The sequence below is a fragment of the Pedobacter miscanthi genome (assembly GCF_003315595.1).
In the GTDB taxonomy this organism is placed as follows: domain Bacteria; phylum Bacteroidota; class Bacteroidia; order Sphingobacteriales; family Sphingobacteriaceae; genus Pedobacter; species Pedobacter miscanthi.
Window position 1 is genome coordinate 132,025 of record NZ_QNQU01000009.1, and the last position, 22,739, is coordinate 154,763.

General features: G+C 37.1%; 17 protein-coding genes. 8 read left to right on the forward strand and 9 right to left on the reverse strand.

From position 1 onward, the window contains the following. Positions 1-18 precede the first annotated feature (18 nt). The 5 genes from DRW42_RS12060 to DRW42_RS12075 form a co-directional block, all read right to left on the reverse strand. Positions 19-3,291, reverse strand: coding sequence for a SusC/RagA family TonB-linked outer membrane protein (locus DRW42_RS12060; RefSeq protein ID WP_208643550.1), 3,273 nt, complete (start codon positions 3,289-3,291; stop codon positions 19-21). A 470-nt stretch (positions 3,292-3,761) separates the two neighbouring features. Next, entirely contained in the window at positions 3,762-5,867 is a 2,106-nt protein-coding gene (recG, locus tag DRW42_RS12065; RefSeq protein ID WP_113949073.1) for an ATP-dependent DNA helicase RecG, read from the reverse strand. A gap of 247 nt (positions 5,868-6,114) precedes the next feature. Then, positions 6,115-6,495: a RidA family protein gene (locus DRW42_RS12070; RefSeq protein ID WP_113949074.1), complete on the reverse strand. Its 381-nt coding sequence runs from the start codon at positions 6,493-6,495 to the stop codon at positions 6,115-6,117. A 12-nt stretch (positions 6,496-6,507) separates the two neighbouring features. Then, positions 6,508-6,645, reverse strand: a complete 138-nt coding sequence (locus DRW42_RS29460; protein WP_341866230.1) for a DUF6728 family protein — start codon at positions 6,643-6,645, stop codon at positions 6,508-6,510. 97 nt (positions 6,646-6,742) lie between these two features. Then, positions 6,743-8,089, reverse strand: a complete 1,347-nt coding sequence (locus tag DRW42_RS12075; RefSeq protein WP_113949075.1) for an OmpA family protein — start codon at positions 8,087-8,089, stop codon at positions 6,743-6,745. Between the two features lie 172 nt (positions 8,090-8,261). On the opposite strand from DRW42_RS12075, the gene DRW42_RS12080 reads away from it, so the two are divergent. Further along, positions 8,262-9,551, forward strand: coding sequence for an aminopeptidase P family protein (locus tag DRW42_RS12080; RefSeq protein WP_113949076.1), 1,290 nt, complete (start codon positions 8,262-8,264; stop codon positions 9,549-9,551). Between the two features lie 245 nt (positions 9,552-9,796). Here the strand turns inward: DRW42_RS12080 and meaB are convergent, their stop codons facing one another. Continuing rightward, the gene (gene meaB, locus DRW42_RS12085; protein ID WP_113949077.1) at positions 9,797-10,693 is read right to left on the reverse strand and encodes a methylmalonyl Co-A mutase-associated GTPase MeaB; all 897 of its coding nucleotides are present in this window, start codon (positions 10,691-10,693) and stop codon (positions 9,797-9,799) included. Positions 10,694-10,752: 59 nt separating this feature from the next. On the opposite strand from meaB, the gene DRW42_RS12090 reads away from it, so the two are divergent. The 6 genes from DRW42_RS12090 to DRW42_RS12115 all read left to right on the forward strand — a co-directional run bounded on the left by DRW42_RS12090 (position 10,753) and on the right by DRW42_RS12115 (position 17,960). Continuing rightward, positions 10,753-11,628 carry a glycosyltransferase family 2 protein gene (locus DRW42_RS12090; RefSeq protein WP_113949078.1) on the forward strand — a complete coding sequence of 292 codons (876 nt, stop codon included), beginning with the start codon at positions 10,753-10,755 and terminating at the stop codon, positions 11,626-11,628. Positions 11,629-11,678: 50 nt separating this feature from the next. Continuing rightward, positions 11,679-12,749, forward strand: a complete 1,071-nt coding sequence (locus DRW42_RS12095; protein WP_113949079.1) for a glycosyltransferase family 4 protein — start codon at positions 11,679-11,681, stop codon at positions 12,747-12,749. Between the two features lie 243 nt (positions 12,750-12,992). Then, entirely contained in the window at positions 12,993-14,810 is a 1,818-nt protein-coding gene (locus tag DRW42_RS12100; RefSeq protein ID WP_113949080.1) for an ABC transporter ATP-binding protein, read from the forward strand. 9 nt (positions 14,811-14,819) lie between these two features. Further along, complete coding sequence (locus tag DRW42_RS12105) at positions 14,820-15,986, forward strand: glycosyltransferase (RefSeq protein ID WP_113949081.1); 1,167 nt, start codon at positions 14,820-14,822, stop codon at positions 15,984-15,986. Between the two features lie 10 nt (positions 15,987-15,996). Beyond that, complete coding sequence (locus DRW42_RS12110) at positions 15,997-16,794, forward strand: DUF5672 family protein (RefSeq protein WP_147243730.1); 798 nt, start codon at positions 15,997-15,999, stop codon at positions 16,792-16,794. Between the two features lie 47 nt (positions 16,795-16,841). Beyond that, positions 16,842-17,960: a glycosyltransferase WbsX family protein gene (locus DRW42_RS12115; RefSeq protein ID WP_113949083.1), complete on the forward strand. Its 1,119-nt coding sequence runs from the start codon at positions 16,842-16,844 to the stop codon at positions 17,958-17,960. A gap of 50 nt (positions 17,961-18,010) precedes the next feature. On the opposite strand, the gene DRW42_RS12120 is transcribed toward DRW42_RS12115, so the two are convergent. Then, positions 18,011-19,120, reverse strand: coding sequence for a glycosyltransferase family 4 protein (locus DRW42_RS12120; RefSeq protein ID WP_113949084.1), 1,110 nt, complete (start codon positions 19,118-19,120; stop codon positions 18,011-18,013). A gap of 117 nt (positions 19,121-19,237) precedes the next feature. On the opposite strand from DRW42_RS12120, the gene DRW42_RS12125 reads away from it, so the two are divergent. Then, positions 19,238-20,239 (forward strand): glycosyltransferase family 2 protein, encoded by a 1,002-nt coding sequence (locus DRW42_RS12125; protein ID WP_279634125.1) that lies wholly within the window; start codon positions 19,238-19,240, stop codon positions 20,237-20,239. On the opposite strand, the gene DRW42_RS12130 is transcribed toward DRW42_RS12125, so the two are convergent. Further along, positions 20,240-21,328, reverse strand: a complete 1,089-nt coding sequence (locus DRW42_RS12130; RefSeq protein ID WP_113949086.1) for an acyltransferase family protein — start codon at positions 21,326-21,328, stop codon at positions 20,240-20,242. It lies immediately after the preceding gene. Positions 21,329-21,473: 145 nt separating this feature from the next. Further along, positions 21,474-22,706, reverse strand: coding sequence for an ATP-binding protein (locus DRW42_RS12135; RefSeq protein WP_113949087.1), 1,233 nt, complete (start codon positions 22,704-22,706; stop codon positions 21,474-21,476). Positions 22,707-22,739: the final 33 nt, after the last annotated feature.

Sequence of the window (22,739 nt, forward strand, 5' to 3'; positions counted from 1 at the left end):
AGTTAAACTTAATACCAATTAAAAGGCGGCTTTTATACCAAAGTTGATAACCCTTGCCTGAGGATAATACTGCCCGCTCGTATTGGTTGATTCGGGATCCCATACCTTGATTTTATCAAGTGTGGCCAGGTTAAGTCCGTTTGTGTAAACCCTCACACTGTTTAAGCCAATTTTTTCGACCCAATTGGTAGGTAAGGTATAACCTAATTCCACATTTTTAAGTCTGATGTAGTTGTTGCTCTTTAACCAGTAAGTGTTGTTCAACGCGTTATTGCTATCGGTATAATAAGTAGCACCCCTGTTTGATAAACGCGGATTAACCGAACTTGGGTTATCAATGCTCCAGCGGTTATTGTACGACCACTCTAAGAAATTACCAATATCACCCGATTCGGTTATACCCACAATCTGCATACCGCCTGTGGCACCCTGGATAAGTACAGACAGATCGAAGCCTTTATACTGCACATTGAGGTTGATGCCTCCGGTAAAGGTTGGTGTTCCGTTTTTATCCAAACGTATTTTGTCATCGGCATTGATTTTACCGTCACCATTAATGTCTTTAAATTTCATATCGCCGGGACGGAGATTACCGGTCAGGGCGCTATAATTTAGTTTATTGGCATTAATTTCGGCCTGATCTTTAAACACACCATCATAATCGTACACCAACCACGAATTGGTTACCTTACCGGTTGAGCGCTGCCACTCTGGAGCCCCAGGTGTTTCATCCCAAAAAATGATTTTATTTTTAGCATAACCACCATTTACACTCACACCGAAACCCAAGTCACCAACATTATCGTTATAACTTAATTTAAACTCGAAACCCTTGTTATTTACTTTCCCTAAGTTAACCGGCGGTAATTTGTCTACTATACCAGAGCTTTCAGGAACTGAACTCCCTCTGCTAATCAGGATATTCGTCCTTTTATTGTAGAAATAATCGAACTCAAGTGATAATTTATTATTTAGGAAAGATGCATCTAAACCCACATTGGTATTATTGGCCACTTCCCAACCGAAATTTAGATTGCGCACATTGCCCTCGGACAATGTTTTGGTCACTAAATCATTAAATATATAGTTTCCAAAATTCATTAAACTGAGATACTGGTATTCCTGCAAGGCATCTCCGAAATAAGCTTCAGCACCCATTTGCCCCCAGGATGCACGCAATTTTAAATTGTTAACAAACTTAACATTCTCTTTGAAAAATGGTTCTTCAGATAAACGCCATCCTACCGATACGCCAGGGAAGAAACCAAAACGCTTATTGGTTGGAAAGATGTAAGAGCCATCTACCCTCCATAAAAATTCGGCCAGATATTTTTCTTTATAGTTATAACCTGCACGCCCGAAATAACTTAAACGAGCCCTATTGTATAAGTTATTAGGATCGCCGGGATTATTTCCTATCGATTGTTCACGCTCATCTCCTGCCAGTAACTCTTCAACTGAGGAAGATATAAAATATCGTCTGAAAGCTGTAAAGCCATCATTATTTACTTTCTCGCGGGTAACACCGGCCATTAAACCAATGGTATGATCACCGATTTTTTTATCATAGTTGATCATTCCGGTTAAGTTGATGGCCAGCTGTCCACCTGCAGTTTCTCTTAATCTCGGGTCGGTATATTGCGAGCGTACAGTTCCGGTTAAAACAGGGGTTACCCCATCGGCTTCAAAAGTTTTTTTGTCCCAATCATAAAGAGTCCATGGCAATTGCCAGTTTTTCTGTCTGCCCGAATATTTATCTATAGCGGCCGTTCCCGTTACCTTTAATCCTTCTACACCAGGGATTTTAATTTCAACTTTACCCGTAGTTTGAAAATAATCTCTGATATCTTTATTGTATCCTGTTAAATCAGTAGTAGAAACCACCGGGTTATAGCCATATTCGATATCACGTCCAGGTAAGCCATTTGGCCAGATCGCAATTTCGTTAGGCCTTCCCCTCATCAAAAACCTGAATATGTCACCTGCGCTAACGGTAGGGAAATTTCGGTTCTCTTCCCTGGCTGATACCCCTAATGTTGTGGTAATGTATTTGCTCAATTTTGCTTCAAGGTTAAAGCGCAGATCGTACTGCTGGTAACCCGTAGCAGAATTTTTATAATATGCATCCTGATCAAGATAACCTAACGAAGCCAGATACTTTACATTTTCGCTTCCCCCGTTGATCTGAACATTATGCCTTTGCTGAGGCGACCAGTTCTGGAAAACAGTTTTAAACCAATCGGTATTGGGGTAACGCAAAGGATCTGAACCATCTCCAAATTTTTTAATTTCAGCTGAGGTATAAGCTGCATTAATAGTTTTACCGCCTGTTGAAAGATAAGATCCATTGTTTTTAAAGCTGTTCCAGGCAGCCGACCATTCGTTAGGATTAAGATCAGAGCCGAAAATATTCAGCTCATTCAAAATCTCCGCATATTGTACCGAATTGGCCATTTTGGGTGTCCGCGTTGGCTGTTGTAAACCATAGCTAAAATCATAGGAAAACTGGGGCTTGCCCGATTTACCTAACTTTGTGGTCACCAGGATTACACCATTTGCTGCCTGCGAACCATAAATGGCAGCAGATGCATCTTTTAAAACCGATACACTTTCGATATCGTTCGGATTTAACCGGTCTATTCCACCTGCACGGTTTGGAATACCATCAATTACAATTAATGCATTGTTATTCCCCAACGAGTTTATACCACGGATGCGGATAGTGGAGCCATCGTAACCAGGCTCACCACTACCCTGTAATGCTGTAACACCCGGTAAGCGACCAGCTAAAGAGTTGGTTAAGTTTACCGATGAGGATTTGGCCAATTCTGTACCTTTAACTGCAGCAACAGCGCCAGATACTACGGCTTTTTTCTGTGTTCCATAACCCACAACAACCACTTCCGAAAGGTTTTGATTAGTTTCTGCCAATGTAACGTTAATATTGGTCTGGTTCTTAACCTGTACCTCCTGATCTACATAACCAACATAAGTAAACACCAATGTTCCATCTTCAGGTACTTTAATACTGAAATTTCCTGAACCATCGGTTACTGTACTGGCACCACCGCCCTTCAATTTTACACTCACACCAGGTATGGGTCCTTTGGCATCGGTAACCTTTCCCTTCACGATGATATCCTGAAGTGGGAGCCTGTAAAAATCAAATGCTTCTTTCTTGCTTAACACTGCCTTAGCCGGCGTGCTGGCAAATGAAGAAAAAACAAGACAGCCACCGCATGCAAGAAACATGCTGCCCCTGACAAAAGTCTTTGATAGATTTTTTTTCATAATTTCAATTTATTTTGGTTAGATATTGATTGTAATACAGTTTATCATAAATGAGTATGTATAAACTGCAATTATTTTGCATTATTAAAACCAGATCTATTGAAATAATAGCCTACATCACATTGCCGTAAAGAAATTCTTTATCCCGTTAAGATTGGTCAGTATATCGCCGTTAACCATTATAAATATCTCTTTGTGGTGGGACAATACACGAAGAGAGTTTAAATTACAGAGTACCCAATTACCCAGCTTTTATAATTGTCAACTTAACATTTTATATTTGGCTTGACACAATATAGGAATATTAGAAATTAAAAAAAGAATAAAAAAAATATTTTTTTAAGGGTGATCATGCGCAAAAAACATTTACCCATTACATGCAGTAGTACAAATAATACAGCGTTAATTATTGTTGTAAAACCAGAAAAAGAGAATTTAATTTTCCTGAAAAATATTCAAACGGATCAGATTTAGCTTATTTTATCAAAAGAAATTCCTCTCTCCAATTTGCGCAAATATGCTTTCAAAGTAGCATTCTCAGGCTTTTCTAATTGGGGATCATCTGAAAAGAGTTCGATAACCGTATTACGTGCTTCGGATAAAATAACCTGATCTTTTGCCAGATCGGCAAGTTTTAAATCCAACACACCACTTTGTTGTGTTCCTGTAATATCACCCGGGCCACGGAGCTGCAAATCAATCTCAGAAATTTCGAAACCATTGTTGGTTCGAACCATGGTTTCTAAACGGATTTTGCCTTCTTTACTCAGTTTGTTGCCACTCATTAAAATGCAAAAAGATTGTTCTGCCCCACGGCCTACTCTGCCACGCAGCTGATGGAGTTGGGAAAGTCCGAAACGTTCAGAATTCTCAATTACCATCACTGAAGCATTCGGAACATTTACACCTACCTCTATCACTGTTGTAGCTACCATAATCTGACTTTTGCCATCGATAAATTGCTGCATTTCAAACTGCTTGTCGGCATTAGGCATCTGGCCGTGTACAATGCTCATCTGATAATCCGGCCTTGGAAACTGATAACTTAGCTGTTCTATTCCGGCTTCCAGATGCAAAAGATCAAGCTTTTCGCTTTCTTTAATCAAAGGATAAACAATATAAACCTGCCGGCCTTTGGCAATTTCCTGTTTCATAAAACCGAACATCCGCAGGCGCTGCCCTTCGTAAAGATGTTTCGTTTCTATAGGCTTTCTTCCGGCAGGGAGTTCATCAATAATGGAAACATCCAGATCGCCATATAAAGTCATTGCCAAGGTACGTGGGATTGGTGTAGCGGTCATTACCAGGATATGTGGTGGGATAATGTTCTTACGCCATAGTTTTGCCCGCTGCTCAACTCCAAAACGGTGCTGCTCATCTATCACTACCAAACCCAGGTTTTTAAATTTTACCTTATCTTCAATTAGTGCATGCGTTCCGATTAAAATATCGATTTTACCATTTTCTAATTGTTCATGTAAAATGGTACGTTCTTTCTTTTTGGTATTACCGGTTAGTATGGCAACCTTAACCAGGTCGTCGGTTATTAACTCGGTAATAGAAGCGTAATGTTGGCGCGCCAAAATTTCAGTAGGGGCCATCATACAAGCCTGGCAGCCGTTATCATTTGCCAAAAGCATGCTCATCAATGCTACAGCTGTTTTACCACTCCCTACATCCCCCTGTACAAGCCTGTTCATCTGCACACCGCGCTGTGTATCAATCCTGATTTCCTTCACCACGCGCTTTTGTGCATTGGTTAATTCAAAAGGTAAAAACTCCTTATAAAAGCGGTTTACCTTTTCGCCAACCTTCTCAAAGGTTACGCCTTTAAATTTTAACTGTCGCAGATGTTTATTGTGTAAAAGCTGAAGTTGTATAAAAAACAGTTCTTCAAACTTCAACCGTCTCTCTGCGGCGCTTAAATCATTTTGGTTTTTAGGAAAATGGATATTCAGTAGAGCCATCCTTTTATCGGGTAGCTGATATTTATCAATAATGTACTGTGGTAAATTTTCCGGAACCTGTGGAATAACCTGATCCAACAGCCCTGCAATTAAGCGCTGTAACCCTTTAGAATCGAGATTAAATTTTTTGAGTTTTTCAGTAGAGTTATAAACCGGCTGGAGGGTTAAGTTTCCTCTTCCAACCTGCTTACGCTGGTAAAGTTCCATCTCCGGATGGGAAATACTGAATGTTCCGTTAAAAATGGTGGGTTTCCCGAAAGCGACATAAGCGGTTCCAACAGTAATGTTGTCATCCACCCATTTAAGGCTCTGGAACCAAACCAGCTCCATGATGCCGGTTTCATCCTTAAAAACGGCTACAATACGTTTTGCCCTTTTATCGCCGATAACTTTTTTACTGATTACGCGGCCAATGATTTGAATGTATTGTGAATCGGGATTGAGCTGCCCAATTTTAAAGTACTTTGTACGGTCGATATACCTAAAAGGATAATGTGCAAGCAGATCCTGATAGGTAAAAAGGCCAAGATCTTTTTTTAGCACATCGGCACGGCTTGGTCCAACGCCTTTTAAAAACTCAACAGGTGTATCTAATACCGAATTAAACAAAATATTTTAATGTTTCTTATAAACAACACTTCAGCAACTATGCATAAAAATAACGATAGACAATAGTAAAAGCAACTATCTGATTGAGATTCGTTTTGAATGCCATTTTTTATGTAACGGATAAATGCGCAAAACATAACAGAAGAAACTATTATACGCCGGAGAAAGCTAAGCTGTTTTTATTAATAAAGGGCCTTATCCTTCATAATGTGAAAGGAATAAGGCCCGTATATCTTTTATTGACTGATTATGCTACAATAGCAATTACTGATATTTCTACGTTTACATTTTTTGGCAATACCGAAACCTGAACAGTTTCGCGGGCTGGAAAATCGGCAGTAAAATATTGACCGTAAATCTCATTTACCTGGCTAAAGGTACCCATATCACTTAAAAAGATGGTTGATTTAACCACATTATCAAAAGTTAAACCTGCCTCTAATAAAACTGCTTTAAGGTTACGCATTACCTGGTGTGTTTCTTCTTCGATATTGCCAATGTTCAATTCTCCATTTTCTGGATTGATGGCTACCTGACCTGATACGAATAAAAAGTTTCCGGCCTGTACAGCCTGACTATATGGCCCGATTGGAGCCGGAGCATTAGTAGTATTTATAATCTGTTTCATACTGTTGGGGGGTTATTTGGTAAGCCACTGGATGAGCTTATAGATGATACCAGCCAGAAAAATTGAAATGGCCAATGCATTTATAAAATGCATTATTTTAATATTGATATTATTTGGCCTGTTTGGATCCTTTTTTCTAAAGAAGTACATAATACAAACTTAACTAAAAAGGCTTATACCAAAAATTAAAAGGCATAAAAAAAGTCCCGATTTGCATCGGGACTTTCTTAAATCTTATATTGAAATACTAGTTTCTAGCAGTTTCAACACGACGGTTTTGGATACGACCTTCTTCAGTATCGTTAGAAGCAATTGGATTAGCTTCGCCATTACCTTTAGTAGCAACTTGACTAGCGTTAACGCCAGAGTTTACTAAGTAAGTTTTAACAGAGTTAGCTCTGTCTTTAGATAATTTCAAGTTATATGCAGCAGTACCTTCGCTTGAAGCGTAACCGTTTACAGTTACTTTACCACCGTTTTCACGTAACACTGAAGATAATTTATCTAAAGTAGGGTAAGACTCAGTTTTTAAAACTGAAGAGTTGAAATCGAAACCGATTTTTTCGAAACCAGTTACATTGCTAGTTGAAGTTGAATCTACAGTTGGTTTAGGAAGAGGACAACCTGAACCATCAACAGCAGTACCAGCAGGAGTTCCTGGGCATTTATCGAATTGATCAGCAACACCGTCACCGTCAGTATCTTTTTTCAAATCTTCAACAGATTTCTCAACAGCAGAAACACGGTTTTTCAATGCTTCAACTTCTTGACGTAAAGTTGGATCTTTTAACTCATCATACATAGTAGCTAATGGGTTAGTCCACTCTAAACTTGGTTTAGCAGAAGAACCTAAAGAGAATTCTAAACCAGCATAACCGTAAGAGAATTTATCTTTAGTTTGACCTTTTGCATAAACTCCGTCTAAGTTATCAGCGTCAACAAAGTTCATAGTGTAACCTAAGTTAAAGTTAACACGCTCAGAAACTTTGAATTTAACACCAGCACCAACTGGAATATAGAAACCTTTTACGTAATCTTTAGCATCGTGTTTGTCATCAGCAGGACCAGTAGCAGTACCTTTCCAGTCGATAACTGTTCCGTTGCCTAAAGTAACTTTAGGTGCATAAGCCATATAACCACCACCGGCAGTAATAAAGAAACCTACTGAATTCTCACGACGTAAGAAATCGATAGAACCCACATTAACAACACCACGTAAATCTACAGCATATTGTAATTGAGTTTCGAATTCTCTTGTAGCTGGGTTAGAAATACCTTCGTTAGTACCTGAAAGTTTACCACGTGTTCCGTTTAATTCTAAACCGAAAGAGTGACCTAATTGTTTACGGATATTTAAACCGTAACCTAAGTTAGCATCCCATTTGTTAAAGTCATTAGAACCGCCGATCGCAACAACTGGCATTAAAACACCACCATGTACACCGATAGACCAAGTTCTGTACTGTCCTCTACCGCCAAATACCTTGACAGCAGAAGTGGTTGCAGGAGCATCCTGAGCGACAGCAAGAGAAGCAACTCCTGTTAATGCCACTAAAGAAAGCGCAACACTTTTCTTTAAAGTAGAATAATTCATAATCTTTTTTCTTTTTTAAGGGTTAAACAATTTAATTGATTAATTTTTCAGTAATGACAAAATTAAACAAAATTTTAAATTTTCAAACTTTTATACAAACTCCGTTCCAAACTTCACACTAAATAATCATTTTACTACATTTGGCTGTTTCCTATATAAAAATACTATTTTCATGAAATATCCTACTATTGATCAGTCTCTGTTTACCTTAAACAGGAAAAACTTCGTTAAACAACTAAAAAACAACTCATTAGCTATATTCAATTCAAGCGATGAGTTCCCTAGAAGTGGCGATCAAAATTTCGTTTTTAAGCAAAATCCAGATTTATTTTATTTATCAGGAATTGATCAGGAACAATCAATTTTACTACTATATCCTGATTGTCCTAATCCTTTGTACAGAGAAGTCCTGTTTTTAAGACAGACGAACGACTATATCAAAGTTTGGGAAGGTTATAAGTATACCAAAGAGCAGGCTAAGGCAGCTTCGGGTATTGAAACCATCTATTGGTTAGAAGATTTTGATAACATTTTACATAGTATCGTTAACTATGCTGAGCATATTTATTTAAATACAAATGAAAATGATCGTTATGCACACGAAGTACCTTATCGCGATATCCGTTTTATCGAAAAAATGAGGGCAAAGTATCCGCTGCATCATTACGAACGCTCGGCACCGATTATGCGTGCATTACGTGCTGTTAAATCAAATGTTGAGGTAGAACTAACCAAAAAAGCCAGCGCAATAACCCGCGATGCCTTTATCAGGGTATTAAAATTCACCAAACCTGGTGTAAAAGAATACGAAATAGAAGCAGAAATTATCCACGAATTTATCCGTCAGGGTGGAACCGGACACGCATATACACCGATTATCGCATCAGGGCACAATGCAAACATCTTACATTATAACGATAATAATCAGGAATGTAAAGACGGTGATGTAATCCTTTTTGATTTTGGGGCAGAATATGCCAACTACAATGCTGATATGAGCCGCTCGATACCGGTGAACGGAAGATTTACACCCAGACAGAGAGAGGTATACAATGCGGTTCATCACGTAATGAAAGAATCGATTAAGTTAATCGGTGAAGGCGTATTGTGGAATACTTATCACGAACAGGTTGGGGAAGTTATGACGGAGCAACTGCTTAACCTTGGTTTGATTTCGCTGGAGGAAGTAAAAAAACAAAGTGCTAGCTATCCGGCTTATAAAAAATATTTTATGCATGGCACTTCTCACCATTTAGGTATAGATGTGCATGATTTTGCAGGAAGGTATACTCCATTTGCCATTGGAAACATCTTAACCGTTGAGCCAGGCATTTACATCCCCGAAGAAGGTTTGGGTATTCGTTTAGAGAACAATATCCTGATTACAGCAAATGGCAATGTAGATTTAATGGCTGATATCCCATTGGATGCAGGAGATATTGAGGAAATTATGAACAGTTAGTCAGTTCTCAATTGGCAGTTTATAGTTTTCAGTTAACCAATTTATACAATTAACCATTTGTAATTAATTATCAATGATCAAATCACAATATTCAAAATCCTACGAGCGCTTTAGCAATGCGGCAATTAAACAATTAAGCAATTGGCATAATACAGTTAACCAACTCTAACAATTTAGCAATAAAAACAATCTCAACAATTAGTTAGTTTGCAATTCCCAGTTAACCGATTTAAACAATTAACCAGTTAACCCTCAACAAACTCATCCGCGAAACGATAAATATTAAAATCATCATTTTTTAAAGCTGCCTGAATTTTTTCTCGCAGCTTTTTTTTATCTATATCCTGCATCCTTCTATGCTGAATAAGTTTCCAGGCTTTTTCGGCTAAGAGAAATGTTTTACGGTTATTATCGAAAGTTTCGGATTTGGCAATCCATTCACACAATTTATCTATACCCGTATTTTTATCGGCAACGGTTTTTAAAATCGGAATCGTTTTTATTCCCTGATGGACGATTTTCTTTAAATTATTGGCAAAGGTATCGGCCCCATTCCGATCAGCTTTATTGATTACAAAACAATCCGCAATCTCCATCAGGCCCGATTTGATATTCTGAACTTCATCTCCCGATTCTGGAACCAGCACCACAATGGTTTTATCTGCCAGTCCTGCTATTTCAACTTCCGATTGGCCAACCCCTACCGTTTCAACTATAATCAGGTCGAAATTGGATGCTTTTAAAACATCAACCATTTCGATGGTCTTTGCAGAAATGCCACCCAGTGCACCACGGGTTGCCAGCGACCGGATATATACATTTGGATTGTTAAATTGACTAGCCATACGGATCCGGTCGCCAAGCAGCGAACCAAAATTAAACGGTGAAGTAGGATCGATAGCTAAAATGGCTACACGCTTTTCTTTATTAACAAAATAACTGGTTATAGCATTTACCAGGGTACTTTTACCTGCTCCCGGAGGTCCAGTAATGCCCAAAACAGTGGTATCTGCTTTACCATCCAAATCCCTTAAAATCGAATCCGCCGGGCTGATGCTATTTTCGACAAGTGTTAATGCCCTTGCCAAAGCCCTGTAATTTCCTGCCTTTACTTCGCTTAAAATGGATAGATGCGTATTCATCAATAAAACTATCTTTGTACAAATAAACAAAAATTATCAGCTACAAAAGCGCCACCATAATGAAAGTTACCGGTTTTACCTTTTTAAGAAATGCAATTGTAAACGATTATCCGGCAAAAGAAGCCATACTTTCGGTATTACCTTTGTGTGATGATTTTATAGTTGCATTGGGCAATTCATCTGATGAAACTTCTGAAATGGTTAAAAGTATCGATCCTAAAATCAGGACTATTGATACGGTTTGGGATGACAGCATACGTGAAGGTGGTCGCGTTTTTGCCGATGAAACCAATAAAGCTTTAGCAGGAGTGAGTGCCGATACCGATTGGATGATCTACATTCAGGGTGATGAAGCCATCCACGAAGATTATCTTCCCCTGGTTAAAAAAGAGATGGAACAGGAACTTAACAATAGCAATGTTGAAGCCCTGCTTTTAAAATACAAACATTTTTACGCTTCTTATGATTACCTGGCTGAATCGAGGCGTTGGTATAGAAGGGAAGTAAGAATCATTAAAAATCTTCCTGGTGTACGCTCGTACCGTGATGCACAAGGCTTCAGGATTAACGACAGGAAGTTAAAGGTTAAATTAATTGATGCTTATATTTATCATTATGGCTGGGTAAAACCACCAAAGGGTTTACAGGGCAAGGTGCGGAATTTCAACCAATTTTATCAAACGCCGGAGTGGATAGAGGAAAATTATCCGGTTCAGGATACTTACGATATGCACAATGCCGACCGCCTGGTTCATTTTAAGGGCAGCCACCCAAAAGTGATGCAGGCCAGGATTGCCGCCGCAAACTGGAAATTTGATAAAGACTTAACGAAAGAAACCCCAAAAATGAATTTCCGCAGGAGGGTTTTACAAAAAATTGAAGACTTAACCGGCTTGCGTTTATTCGAATACCGCAACTATAAAATTGTAAAATAGCCTGCAATTTAAATCTACCTATATTTGCATCATATTAGAAATATTATTTAATGAAAAAGCCTAAAGTCTTAGTAACTTTTGATTCGATGAAAGATGCCAATTGTGGCTATTTTTCGTTTGGAAAAGGATTGGGCGATGCATTGATCCATGAAAACAAAGGAAAATTTGACCTCAAATTTTACCTCTTTAAACATACAAAATATCTTTTTAACGGCCTGGTTAACATCATCTATCTCTCTAGATTAGACCGGTTATTCTTTAAGGGAAAAAATGATTTCGATGTGGTTCATCTTTCTGATCAAACCTGCAGATTAAGACCGAACAGGGTTAATGCAAAAAAAATAATGACCGTTCATGATATGAACAAGGTGCATTTAAAATTTAGCAAACCGCACCGGATTCAGGTCTATCTAAAAAAACTGGGCAAACTGATTTCACAGTGTGACAAAATTGTATGTATATCGCAGTTTGTTGCAAATGATGTAACCCAATATTTCCCTGAAGCCAGGGAGAAAGTGAGTGTAATTTATAATGGTGCTGATAAATTGATATCAGATGAAAAACATACCCCCAACTTCGTCCCATCAAAACCTTTTTTATTTACTATAGGCTTATTATCGGTTCAGAAAGGATTTCACCTGTTGCCGGCTTTATTAAAAGGAAATGATTTTCATCTTGTTATTGCGGGCAGAGAAACTCCACATAAACAAAGGATTTTAGAAGAAGCCGAAAAATATAAGTGCTTGGATAGGGTACATATTACCGGACCAATTTCTGACGAAGATAAAGCCTGGTATTACAAAAATTGTGATGCATTTTTATTCCCTTCGGTTGCAGAAGGTTTTGGTTTGCCAGTTATTGAAGCCATGCATTTCGGGAAACCAGTTTTTCTTTCAAAATTTACTTCATTGCCCGAAGTGGGTGGCGATGTAGCTTATTACTTTGATAATTTTGAACCTGAGCACATGCAGGAGGTATTTAATAAAGGAATGAGCGATTTTGCCCAGAATAACCGTTATGGTGAAGCAGTGGCCCAGGCCGAAAAGTTTTCGTGGGAAATAGCGGCCAATCAATATATGGATTTATATCAGGAATGTTTGGAAAACAGCATCCAAAAATAGAGAAGTTTTATTGTAATCATTCCTATTCAATTGTTCAGTTACAAAGTCCAATTATTAAATATATCCTTAGTAAAACTGCTTACCCCGCCATTCTTAAAACCCAGGAATTGTAATTTTAAATCTTACAACTTTCGAAAAACCACAACGTTTAATTGAAAAGCTTAACTTTGCTGAGTTTTTATATAGATTTTTTAGGGCGATACTTTAACCATCTTCCTTTTTACATACTCCATTTTACATAAAATGAAAACTTATTTTCGTTTACTATCATTTGCAAAGCCCATAGAAAAATTTGCAATACCTTATGTGATTACCACAGTATTAGCTATTTTTTTCAATACTTTTCTTTTTACGCTACTTGGTCCTTTAATGCAGGCACTGTTTTTAGGCAAATGTGATCCGGCAAAAGTTGCGGAGGATAAAAGTTCATGGGATTTATTAGGTCGCTTTAATGAATTTATCAATGGGATTATTGCCGATGATAAAATTCTGGCGCTAAAAGTAATCTGTGTTATTATTATCGGTACGGTATTTCTCGCCAACTTTTTCCGCTATTTTGCACAGCGATTTATGGAAGATTTACGTGTGCATACCTTATTAAACATACGTAAAACCGTTTTTAACAATGTAATGAACCTGCATGTTGGTTATTTTAATAACGAACGCAAGGGCGATATTATCTCAAAAGTAGCGTCGGATGTGCAGGTGGTTCAGTTTACGGTTACCAATACCCTGCAGGTTGTTTTTAAAGAACCTTTACAATTGCTTTTCTTTATCGGCGTACTGATTTCTATATCTGCCAAATTAACCTTATTTTCTTTGCTGGTTATTCCGGTTTCGGGATTTATCATCAGTAAAATTGTGAAAAGATTAAAACAACAGGCTACACAATCGCACGAATCTTTTGCAAAAATGATTGGCTTTTTAGATGAGTCGTTAAGCGGGATAAAGATTATTAAAGCATTTAATTCTACTGAACGGACTAAGGAAAGGTTTGATACCGAAAACAAGTTTTACTCGTTTATAAACAGAAAAATGGCCAGAAGACAGCAGTTGGCCTCACCCGTTTCTCAAACTCTTGGTGTTTTGGTCGTTGTGTTTATCCTTTTATATGGCGGAACACTGATTTTGAGTGGAAAAGGTGATCTGGAAGCTGCAGAATTTGTGGTTTATCTGGCTACCTTTTCGCAGGTATTACAACCCGTAAAAGCCCTGGCCGATTCTTTTAGTGGTATCCACTCGGGTATTGCTGCAGGCGAACGCGTATTAGACCTGATCGATACCGAACCCGCACTTAAAAATAAAATTGATGCAGAAGTATTAGCCAATTTCAGCAAAGCACTAACTTTACAGGACGTTTCATTCTACTATGGTGATAAACAGGTATTAAAAAACATTAATATTGATATAGAAAAAGGTAAAACAGTTGCTTTGGTTGGTCCTTCGGGAGGTGGAAAAAGTACTTTAATGGATTTACTGCCACGTTTTCATGATCCAAAATCGGGAGCCATCAAAATCGACGGCCATGATTACAGGGATCTTACCGTAGAAAGCATCCGTTCGCAAATGGGGATCGTTAACCAGGAATCATTTCTATTTAACGACAGTATTTTTAATAATATCGCCTTTGCCAAACCAGATGCCACCGAAGAGGAAGTTATTGCTGCAGCGAAAATTGCAAATGCACACGATTTCATCCTCAACACCGAAAATGGTTATCAAACCAGCGTAGGCGACAGGGGTAATAAATTATCGGGTGGACAAAAACAACGTGTTTGTATTGCCAGGGCTGTTTTAGCCAATCCTCCGATTATGCTTTTAGATGAAGCTACATCAGCATTGGATACAGAATCTGAAAAACTGGTACAGGATGCCCTAAATAATTTAATGAAAAACCGTACTTCAATCGTTATTGCCCATCGTTTAAGTACCATACAACATGCGGATAAAATTGTAGTGATTGATAAAGGCGAAGTTGTAGAGAGTGGAAGCCATAATGAGCTAATGGGTAAAAATGGTTTATACAGGCGTTTAATCGACATGCAGGCCTTTAACGACTAAATATTTTAGATGAAGAAAGTATTATTTTTTATGCCTGATAACCCGTTGAAAAAAAACGCGGGAAATAGAACCAGGGCTTTAAGCATGTTAAGCTACTTTAAATCAAGAAACTTCGAAATTGATTTTATTAGCGAATATTTCACCGGACGCTGGAATGAAACAGACATTAAAGCATTTGAACAATCAGGCCTTGCCAATAATACTTATGTAATTAAAAAAAAACCTTCTAAAAAAAACATCCTTTTCTATCTCATTTTTTATAAGCTGCCTAATTTTTTTTATCAAAACAGGGCCTGGTTTTTTCCGCTTCAATTCCCCGAATTGGTAACCATGAGGTTTAAACGGGCTTTCAACAAAATTTTAAAAAACAACGATTACGATTATATCTTTATCAACTATGCCAGTTGGGCTACACTGGTCGACGGGAACCATCTTACAGAAAAACCAGTAACCATAATTGATACGCATGATTTTATAACTGCCCAGCTACAGAAAAAAGTAAATATCGGTCAGTCTTTTAAGGAAGAGATCAGGCGGATTTCTTTATTCGATATTGCGTTGGCCATTTCTGTCGAAGAACAGTATATTTTTAGTCAGTTTTGCAAAAACAGGGTTGCCCTTGCACCAATGATGCTGGATAAACCAGAAAATCATCACCCCGCCGAAGAAAAAACCTTTGATCTAATCTATGTGGCCAGTGATAATGTCCATAATAAAAAATCTGCCAATTGGTTTTTTAAAGAGGTATATCCCCTATTACCAGGCAACATACAGATATGTATTATCGGACAAATAAACGAGCACCTTTCTATAAAGGCTCCTAACATTATTGCCATTAACTTTGCCGAAGATTTATCAACCTATTACCAAAAGGCCAAAGTGGCGCTTTGCCCGATGTTAACGGGTACCGGTACAAAGATAAAAGTTGTAGAAGCCCTGTCTTATGGTTTACCAATAGTTTGTAATTCCAGGGGCGTAGACGGATTGATCGACAAAACCAACAATGGCTGTTTAGTTAGTGATAATCCAGTTGAATTTGGGAACAATATCATGAAACTATTAACAGATAAGTCGGAATATAAAAAACAGGCAGAAAATGCTCAGGCTGCTTTTAACACCAATTACGAAAAAGAACGCTGTTATAAAAATCTCGACACTATTTTTGGAATAGTTTAAATTGCACCAAATGATGAAAAAGGTTGCCGTTATTGTGCCTATTTATAAAGAACCAACTTATTTAGAGGATATATCCCTGCAACAGTGTTTCAAGGTTCTTTCTAAATCGCACCCTATTTTTTGTGTAAAGCCCAACGCTTTAAATTTAAATACCACCTATGCATTCGATAACATTATCAGTTTTGATGATGCATATTTTAAAAATATCGCAGGCTATAATAAACTGATGCTCTCAGGTGAATTTTATGGAGCGTTTTTAGACTATGAATATATCCTAATTTATCAATTGGATGCTTTCGTTTTTAAAGATGAGTTAAATGTTTGGTGCGAACAAAACATGGATTACATCGGAGCCCCTTGGCTCAGACATAAATATCCTGATGTGATCAAAGCAGTAAAAAATAGTGTTTTGGGCTACATACACCGTAAATTTGATGTAAAGGAGAAAAACACATCTGTTCCAACAGATCTGCAACGTGAGAACAAAGTAGGTAACGGAGGACTATCTTTACGCAGAACACAGCTATTTTATACGCTAACCCAACGCTTTCAGGAAAAAATAAAAGAATATTCTCTGAATCCGGCAGCCAACTTTAATGAAGATGTTTTCTGGAGTATAGAGGTAAACCGGAAGAAACAAATTTTAAAAATCCCTTCGTATAAGGAAGCTGTGTATTTTGCCTTCGAAGTGCCTGTTGACAGGGCTTTCGAACTTACTAACAATACGTTGCCTTTTGGGTGCCATGCCTGGAACAAAAACCTGGAGGTATGGAGACCTATATTTAAAGACTTTGGGTATTCTATCTGATTTGATTAAAAAAATCACAATACAATCCTTATTAAAATAAACAGTTTATGCAAAATCCGATCAGCGAAAACGAAATTAAAGCCATTGCACTTTATCTACCGCAATTCCACCCCTTTAAGGAAAATAATGAATGGTGGGGAAAAGGATTTACAGAGTGGACAAATGTTACCAAATCAAAACCAAAATTTAAACGGCATTACCAGCCACATTTACCTACCGATCTAGGTTTTTATGACCTTAGGTTATTAGATACTATGATTGAACAAGCTGCCTTAGCTAAGGCATATGGAATTTATGGTTTTTGTTTTTATCATTATTGGTTTAATGGCAAACTTTTAATGGAAACTCCGTTGGAGCAAATGTTAAAATCGAAAAAACCCCATTTTCCGTTTTGCTTGTGCTGGGCAAACGAAAATTGGACTAGGCGGTGGGATGGAATGGAAGCAGATATTTTGATCCAACAGGATTACGATCTAAAAGATGATCTTGAACATATCAAGTATCTGCTGCCTTTTTTCAAGGACGAAAGATATATCAAAATAAACGGAAAACCGGTTTACCTAATGTACCGATCAGAGCTTCATCCAAATATCAACGAAGCAGTGAAAGTATGGCGGGGAGAAGCAAAAAAAGCAGGTTTCGAAGATCTATATCTGATCAGGGTAGAAAATTTCAAAAGAGATTTCGACCCTAAAGATCATGATTTTGATGCCAGTATGGAATTTGCGCCAGATTTTTCTATCCCCTTACAGAAGTACAGCAAAAAAGAACCTTTTAATCATTTTTTCAGAAAATTACTTCATAAAGTTGTAGGAAAAGAGGATGGCTTGCTTTTGAACAAAGTGTACGACTATGAAGAAATAGTTGACAAAATGGCTCGAAAAGCACCAAAAACTTATAAATATTTCCGCTCTGTTTTTCCGAGTTGGGACAATTCTGCCAGGCGGGAAAAAGATGCAACAATTTTTGTTAATTCAAGTCCTGAAAAATTTCAGGAGTGGGTTGACAAAACAACTCAATATACAAATAAACATTTTGAAGGAGAAGAGCGTTTATTTTTTGTAAATGCCTGGAACGAGTGGGCAGAAGGCTGTCACTTAGAGCCCGATCAGGAATATGGTCACCGCTATTTACAGGCTTTAAAAAACGGCATTGAATCAAAATAATATAAAACCCTTATGAGGTAAAGGGATAGGCAATCGGACTGGACATTATTTTAATTTACACTATCCAGTATATCTTCTAAAATCGATACCTGTTTTTTTACTTCATATAGGGAAGCCTGCCGTTTTATCTCATCAGTATCAAATTTTTCTGGATGATTTTTTACTTCCATCATAGCTTCGGCCAGGTCTTTTGTTCTCCAGGTTTCTACAACAATTCCAGTACTCTTTGTTACAAACTCGCTAATCCCCCCAGAATTAAAACCTACAATTGGTTTACCTAAAGTAGCAGCCTCCAGCATTACCAACGGGAAAGAATCTTCTCTTGATAATAGAAGAAAGGCGTCAGCAGCATTAAGATAATTGTAGTACTCTTCACTTTGTGCGCCTAAAAACTTAACCCTTTCCGGAAACTTATACTCAACAGTTTTCTTCGCGTAATAATATACCCCGGTATCTTCTTCTCCTCCAATCCAGATGATCTTGATATTTGCGGGGAGTTCTGGAATTAATGACACCAATAAATCAACTCCTTTTATTAGCGTTGTTTTTCCAGAAATGGCCCATACAAAATCTTCTGCACCAAAACCGGTATTTTCCTTTACCTCGGCAGGTGTTTTGGTACAAATAATATTATTCGGATCAATAAAACCATACAACAGATTTACATCTGGCCTACCCATATCACTAATTCTACTACAAACGGCCTCAGAACACCCTATAAGAACAGCTGATGAAGAGATAATTGTTTCCAAGTCATTATAGCGGATAAAATCATAGGCAAAGGTAAGTTCGTGTGCATGGGTTATGATTTTAACACCGAGTTTTTTTGCAATCGGATAAAATTCAGGAAGCACAATGGTATTTACATACCAGAAATCAACTTTATATTTCTTGCTAATATAACCTAGTTGATACTCTAATGCATCAATTTTTGCTTTTTTCAAAACAGACCTCAAAATTCTCAAAGATCTTTTAGGGTTTTGTCGATAAGGTAAAAAATGTTGGATTTCACTTGGCAAAGTATCGATTAAAACACCTTTACCTTTGGTGAACAACAATGGTAAAAATTTTTCTCTGTTTAAATTCATCAAAGAATACCAAAGCAACATTTCCGAACCTGTTCTACCCAAATTGTGACTTATAAACAATATTTTCTTCATCCGATCCTATGTGTGCAAACAATAGTTGCATTATGCGCAAAATAAGAATAAATAATTTATAATTTTACTTTATTTCCCAGCCTAAAGTTAGGGATATACCCCATCTAAACTATGTCAATGCCTAAAATCACTGTCTTCATGGCAGCTTATAATCAGACCAACTATATCAAAAAATCAATAGAAAGCATACTCAGTCAGAGTTTTACCGATTTCGAATTAATTGTACTTAATGATGGTTCAACTGATGATACGGTTGCTAATGTTAATACATTTAATGATGAAAGGATAATTTTGGTCCATAATGAAAGTAACAAAGGCCTAGTTTTTACCAGAAATCGATTATTGGATCTTGCTAAAGGTGAATTCATTGCTATTTTGGATAGTGATGACATCGCTTATCCTAATAGACTGAAATTGCAGTATGAATTTTTGAAAAGCAATCCTAATGTAGTACTCTGTGGTGGGCATGCCAACGTTATTGATGAGAACAATAAAAAAACCGGACAGAAACTAAATGTACCAGTTGATGACAATATAGATCTTTTTATGCTTTTTGGCAATCCTTTTGTCAACTCTACAACGATGTTCAAAAGAACAATATTCAATGAGTTTTTAGGTTACAGGGAATATGCCCCAGCTGAGGATTTCGACCTGTTCAGCAGAATTTCGGAAAAATACCGGATTGCCAACATTGATCATGTACTTGTAGAATACAGAATACATTCCAACAATACCTCATTTTCTAATTCGGATGTACTATTTAAACAGGAGCAAAAAATACTTAAGAACCTATTGAATAAAATAGGTATTTCTGAAAGCGGCAATTTTGCCGACATCCATATCGAACTGTTCAAATCTGATTATAAATTAAAAAATCTAAATAATTACCTCCACTTTTTCGATGCTCTTAAACAGGCCAACGGTAAGTCGAATCGCTATGATCAATTAAGGCTTGAGCGCTTTTTATATCAAAAGTGGCTTCAGATTTTAGGCTCACCTAATGTTGATATGCTAATATTGAACTGGTATTTTAGAAAAGAAGTATTTACCTGGGGTAATTTTGATCTTAAAAAATTCAGGAAAGCATTCAAGAAAAGTATTAAGCATGTTTTCAAATAACTATCTTCCCATTGACCATGCCATCTTTGTTTTCAAAATCAGCTTGGTAAGGAAATAACTTATCGTATAAGCGAGTAAAAACCTGATAAGAAGCAGACCTGTATTCTGCCATACGGTATAATGTGCAACATCCAACCGGAGTGGCTGAAATATAAGGGGTAAAAACCTTTCGATAATAATGATATGCACCAAGTAAATCCCAAATGTGGTTTCACGTGGCTTGAGATGATTTAGGGCCCTTATACTTCCTATTTTCAGTAATGTGCCAAACACAACAAATGAATACAGAATATTGGAAATCCTTAAGGTATTATAGGCATCCACACTACCTAGCTTTATCAGGTTCAGAGATTCCGATATTGACAAAATAAAAGAAAACACAATAAGTACAAACCAAAAATACCACGAGGTCCTTTTTAAAAATTTAAGTATTGAGCCATAATGCCGATTTAAATATACGCCCACCCATAAATAAAAAACAAAACCAAAAAGTGCAGAAGTATGCGAGGTTTCGAACCATCGAAAATACAGGTTAACACTATAAACTAAAGAGATTAGCCCCAGTAAAATGCCCAGTCTATAATCGTACAAATGTTTCTTGAATATTAAAAGGATGCTAATACAAATCAGAAAATTTAATATAAACCAATATGGACTGAAAAACAGAACCCAAAAAGTAAACCGGGTAATATAGAGTGGAAAATCCGAACTCATCAAACCTACATCACTTCCCTTGATATAGGCTATCCATCTTTCCAATACACAGAGCACAATAAAAGTAAACATCCAAAAAAGCCATGGTTTAACTGTATTTTTAAACCTGTTTTTCAAATACTGTTTAGCAGAATATTCTTGGAATTTATGGTTAATTAAAAAACCTCCAATCAGGAAAAAAGCTATGGTTGAGAATTTAAAAAATGCAATTGTACTGGCTTCCACAAGAATTGCACTCATTTCATGATATTTAGGTGCCAGGTAAATACGGCAATGCTCCCAAACAATTCCCATCATGGATATGCATCTTATCGTATCAACAAAATCAAAATTCTTTTTCTCAGATGTTTCTTTCTGTGTTAATTCAGTATTCATTAATTAGCTTTGGTAGTTGAATTTACAAATATCCGCAAAAAAGAACCTTCAACGGATTATTAATGTCCATTTAACATTTATGTACGTAAAATATTACAGTTACGGAAGTGGTTCAATTATTATAAGTTCCATCACTCACGAAAAGCTATAACCTAATCGCTTCTATTGATCCCTCTCTTGTGAGTACTTTACATATACATTTCAGATCAAAATCTGGATATGCCTCAGCGAATTTTTTATACTTGCTAGGTTTAAACTGAACATCGTTATATTTTACCTCGTAGGCCATCCCTTTGTTGAGTTGTTCTTCTACCACAAAATCTACTTCGTTACCATCAGCAGTACGCCAAAAATGGAGATGATCGGCATCATAAAGCTGCCTCAACCTGATATATGCATAATTTTCTAACAGTTCACCTTTATCGGCCCTATCGTTTAGTTTTGAAAAGTTATTCAGCAATGCATTACGCAAACCGTTATCGTTAAAATAAACCTTAGGCATTTTCGTCAACTCTTTACGCACATTACCATAAAAAGGAGATAGCAACTTTACAATAAAAGTTTTCTGCATCAAATAAATGTAATTCTCTATCGTGGAACTAGCCATTTGCAGGGTATTTCCCAATTCGTTATTATTGAGCAGATTGCCAGTCTGATCGGCCAACAGCCTTGCCAGCTGAAAAAACTTGAGTTCTTCTTTAATACCTGCTTCCAAAGCATCTTTTTTCATATAACTGTTTACAAGCTCTTTAAGCATTTCCTGCTTTTCCTGTTCAGTGTCTGCCAAAACTACGGCCGGATAACCACCATAAACCAAATATTCATCAAACAAAACATTTATACGGTTTAGTTGAAGGCCTTGATACGCTGGTCTTCTAATCATCTGTTCCCACTCCACAATTAAACCATCCTCGCCTTTAAAATGAAGAAACTCATCAAAGGCCAAAGGGAAAAATTCGAATACTTTTTTTCTGCCCGCCAGACTATCCTTAAAACTTTTATCAATGTAGAATGCGCTGCTGCCAGTTGCAATAATTTTTAGTTTTGGTGAATATTTATCGTATAACAGCTTTAAAAAATTACTGGGATTTTTTGCATACTGAACTTCATCAATAATAATGTACAATCTCTTATCTGCAGGCACATCAGCCGGCAATAAAGTATAGTTGAATATATTTTCGGCATGATGATTTACAGCCTCTAAAATGGTGGGATCTTCAAATGTGAGAAAATAAACCAGTTCGTTATCCTTTTCCAATTGCTCAGCCAATTGTTTAACGAGCGTAGTTTTTCCGATCTGCCTTGGCCCTATAATAATAGTATGCTGAGGCTTACCTAAGTGATTTTTTAACGATTTTAAAGCTGTTGATCTTTCCATAAAGATAAATATCAAATGCAAATATCGATATTT

Bases quoted from the DNA above. Each gene is read 5' to 3' on its own strand.
- DRW42_RS12080 (WP_113949076.1), top strand. From the start codon at position 8,262: ATGAAATATCCTACTATTGATCAGTCTCTGTTTACCTTAAACAGGAAA.
- DRW42_RS12110 (WP_147243730.1), top strand. From the start codon at position 15,997: ATGATGAAAAAGGTTGCCGTTATTGTGCCTATTTATAAAGAACCAACT.
- DRW42_RS12070 (WP_113949074.1), bottom strand. From the start codon at position 6,495: ATGAAACAGATTATAAATACTACTAATGCTCCGGCTCCAATCGGGCCA.
- DRW42_RS12125 (WP_279634125.1), top strand. From the start codon at position 19,238: ATGCCTAAAATCACTGTCTTCATGGCAGCTTATAATCAGACCAACTAT.
- DRW42_RS12095 (WP_113949079.1), top strand. From the start codon at position 11,679: ATGAAAAAGCCTAAAGTCTTAGTAACTTTTGATTCGATGAAAGATGCC.
- DRW42_RS29460 (WP_341866230.1), bottom strand. From the start codon at position 6,645: ATGTACTTCTTTAGAAAAAAGGATCCAAACAGGCCAAATAATATCAAT.
- DRW42_RS12100 (WP_113949080.1), top strand. From the start codon at position 12,993: ATGAAAACTTATTTTCGTTTACTATCATTTGCAAAGCCCATAGAAAAA.
- DRW42_RS12105 (WP_113949081.1), top strand. From the start codon at position 14,820: ATGAAGAAAGTATTATTTTTTATGCCTGATAACCCGTTGAAAAAAAAC.
- DRW42_RS12120 (WP_113949084.1), bottom strand. From the start codon at position 19,120: ATGAAGAAAATATTGTTTATAAGTCACAATTTGGGTAGAACAGGTTCG.
- DRW42_RS12130 (WP_113949086.1), bottom strand. From the start codon at position 21,328: ATGAATACTGAATTAACACAGAAAGAAACATCTGAGAAAAAGAATTTT.
- meaB (WP_113949077.1), bottom strand. From the start codon at position 10,693: ATGAATACGCATCTATCCATTTTAAGCGAAGTAAAGGCAGGAAATTAC.
- DRW42_RS12135 (WP_113949087.1), bottom strand. From the start codon at position 22,706: ATGGAAAGATCAACAGCTTTAAAATCGTTAAAAAATCACTTAGGTAAG.
- DRW42_RS12115 (WP_113949083.1), top strand. From the start codon at position 16,842: ATGCAAAATCCGATCAGCGAAAACGAAATTAAAGCCATTGCACTTTAT.
- DRW42_RS12090 (WP_113949078.1), top strand. From the start codon at position 10,753: ATGAAAGTTACCGGTTTTACCTTTTTAAGAAATGCAATTGTAAACGAT.
- DRW42_RS12075 (WP_113949075.1), bottom strand. From the start codon at position 8,089: ATGAATTATTCTACTTTAAAGAAAAGTGTTGCGCTTTCTTTAGTGGCA.
- DRW42_RS12060 (WP_208643550.1), bottom strand. From the start codon at position 3,291: ATGAAAAAAAATCTATCAAAGACTTTTGTCAGGGGCAGCATGTTTCTT.